At 63.5% G+C, this 3,010-nt stretch carries 3 protein-coding genes; 2 read left to right on the forward strand and 1 reads right to left on the reverse strand.

Annotation, left to right across the window (positions count from 1 at the left end):
- Positions 1-272: cyclase family protein (locus tag EN925_RS30160; protein ID WP_206633002.1), on the reverse strand; the 272-nt coding region annotated here is incomplete at its 3' end.
- 118 nt (positions 273-390) lie between these two features.
- On the opposite strand from EN925_RS30160, the gene EN925_RS30165 reads away from it, so the two are divergent.
- Positions 391-1,965: an NAD(P)/FAD-dependent oxidoreductase gene (locus tag EN925_RS30165; RefSeq protein ID WP_127369125.1), complete on the forward strand. Its 1,575-nt coding sequence runs from the start codon at positions 391-393 to the stop codon at positions 1,963-1,965.
- 108 nt (positions 1,966-2,073) lie between these two features.
- Positions 2,074-3,010, forward strand: a 937-nt coding sequence (locus EN925_RS30170) for an ABC transporter substrate-binding protein (protein WP_128337147.1), incomplete at its 3' end; no start/stop codon positions are given.

Consider the following 3,010-nt stretch of genomic DNA (forward strand, 5'->3'; position numbering starts at 1 on the left):
GGATAATCCTTGCCGCTGATCCAGTGCTGCGGCGCGTCGAAATGCGTGCCCGAATGTTCGCCGAGCTTCAGCCAGTTCCAGGCCCACCACGGACCGTTCTTGTCGTAACGGGAGATGTTGTGGATCTCGACCTTCGGCGTGTCGACGGCGAGTTCCGGCGGCAGCTTGATCAACGGCGTGTCCGGCCCGAGCGGCGCCGACAGGTCGACCACCTTGATGGCGCCTGAAAGAAGCTGGCCGGCGACTTCGCCGAGGAGTTTTTGCGTGTCCATGGTTTGAAGTTCCCTCTTCGTGTGATGATCAAGGCTCGTCTCGGCCCTTAATATCCTACTAGACGAAAACATATGCATCTGCAATTATCTTTAAGCATAAAGGAAATGGGGACGGGGCGTGAGCGAGTTCGACGCCATCTTTGTCGGGGCGGGCCACAACAGTCTGGCATGCGCCGCGCATTTGGCGCTCAAAGGCTGGAAAACAGGGGTTTTCGAGCGCGGCGCGACAATCGGCGGCGCCGTCCAGACGCGCGAATTCACCCTTCCCGGCTTCCGCCACGATTTCGGCGCGATGAACCTCAGCCTCTTCGCCGGCTCGGCCTTCCACCGGAAATATGCAAATGAATTGAAAGCGCAGGGGCTGGAGTTCGCCCCGGTCGCCGACTGTTTCGCCAGCGCATTCCCTGACGGGCGCTGGTTCGGCGTCAGCAACGATCTGGAAAAGACGGCCGCGCGCATCGCCGCCTTCTCCGCCGCCGACGCCGCCACATGGCGCAGGCTGGTCGCCGCCTTCCCGGCGGAGGCCGAACACCTGTTCCGGCTGCTGGGTTCGCCGATGAGTGCCCGCGCGCTTGCCGGCACGGCGTGGAACCTGTGGCGCAAGAAGGGCATCGCCGGTTCGCTCGATACGGGCCGCCTGCTGCTGTCCTCACCCCGCGCCTGGCTGGAGGAAACTTTCGAGTCGCCGTATATCAGGGCAACGCTCGCCACTTGGGGCATGCATCTCGACTTCGCCCCGGATGTCGCCGGCGGTGCCGTGTTCCCTTATCTGGAATCGATGGCCAACCAGAGTTTCGGCATGGTGCTGGGCAAGGGCGGCGCCGATACCATCATCCGTGCCCTCTCTGGCATGGTGACCTCCGCCGGAGGCAAGATCGTCACCGGCGCCGAAGTCGCCGAGATCACGGTTTCCGCCGGCAGCGCGACCGGCGTACGGCTCGCTTCGGGCGAGACGCATACCGCCACCAGGGCAGTCATTGCCGGCGTCGCGCCTACGGCGCTGACGGGCAGATTGCTGCCCAATGGTTCGGGCGACGCCGGCTTCGACACGGCGATGCAGAAATTCCGCCATGCGCCAGGCACGATGATGATCCACCTGGCGCTGGACGATTTGCCGGATTGGCGTGCCGGAGCGGAGCTTCGGCAGTTCGCCTATGTGCATCTGTCGCCGTCGCTCGACGCCATGTCGCGCACCTATCAGCAGGCGATGGCGGGCATGCTGCCGGACGAGCCTGTGCTGGTGGTCGGCCAGCCGACGGCGATCGACCCGTCGCGGGCGCCTCAGGGCAAGCATGTGCTGTGGGTGCAAGTGCGCATGCTGCCGGCCGAAATCCTGGGCGATGCCGCCGGCAAGATCGCACCGGACCATTGGGACAAGGTGAAGGAAGCCTACGCCGAGCGTGTCCTCGACATCATCGAGACCTATGCGCCCGGCCTGCGCAACAAGATTCTCGGCCGCGCCGTCTTCTCGCCCGTCGACCTCGAGCGTGAGAACCCGAATCTCGTCGGTGGCGACCAGGTCTGCGGCAGCCATCATCTGGCGCAGAACTTTTTATTCCGCCCGGCGCGCAACTATGCCGGCTGGAACACGCCGGTGGCGCATCTGCACCTCACTGGAGCCGCGACATGGCCGGGCGCCGGCACCGGTGCGGCGTCGGGCTTCATGCTCGCACAACAGCTTGGCGGGAGGTAGGAGCCGGAGATTTCCTTGAGGCTACGAGGCAAGGCGCTGCTGCCCAAGAAGCCTGAACCGATGACATGAAGACGCCGCGCAGAAACAAAACCAACAAGGGGAACGACCATGACAATCAACAGACGTGAATTGCTGGGATACAGCGCCGCGGCACTCGGGGTGGCCGCCGTCGGCCTGCCGCAGATCGCTAGGGCGGCTGCCGGCGAACTGACCATCGCCTACAACGTCAACCTGCCATCCTGGGATCCAACCACCGGCCCGTCGGCCGTCAACCCGACAATCCAGGGGCTTTACCAGTCGGTGTTCGATCAATTCATCCCGCAGAAGCCCGATTTGTCCTTCGCGCCCGGCCTGCTCACCGAATGGGGCTGGAACGACGACCGCACCAAGATCATGATGACGGTGCGCGAAGGCGTGACCTGGCATGACGGCTCGCCGTTCACGGCCGAGGACGTCGTCTGGTCGCTACAGCGGGCAGGCGACGAAAAGACCGGCAACCCGATCCAGTTCGTCTGGAAGAACGTCAACAACTTCAAGATCGACGGCAACAAGATCACCGGCGACGTCGTGCAGTTCGACCCGGTCTATTTCAAATGGATGTCGTTCCTGACCGGCTACATCATGCCGAAGGCCTATTACGAGAAGGTCGGCGCCGAAGGTTTCGAGAAGGCGCCGATCGGCACCGGGCCCTACATGGTGGAAAAGTTCGAGCGCAACGCTTTCCTGCGGCTCAAGGCAAACCCGAACTACTGGGGCGGCAAGCCGGCCTTCGAGAATGTGACGATCAAGTTCGTCGCCGACGCGGCAAGCCGCGTCGCCGAGATCGAATCCGGCTCCTCGCAAGTGACGCTCGAAATCCCCTACGAGGAGTATGACCGGCTGATCGCCAAGGACGGGCTGGCCGGCTCGTGCAAGAACGTTTCCGACATCGGCATGATCTTCTTCAACGACATCGAGGCGATGCTGGACAAGAACGTCCGTCAGGCCGCCGTGATGGCCGTCGACAAGAAGCTGCTGGTCGATCGCCTGCTGCGCGGCTACGGAC

The sequence above is a fragment of the Mesorhizobium sp. M7A.F.Ca.US.006.04.2.1 genome (assembly GCF_004022915.1).
Taxonomy (GTDB): Bacteria; Pseudomonadota; Alphaproteobacteria; order Rhizobiales; family Rhizobiaceae; genus Mesorhizobium; species Mesorhizobium ciceri.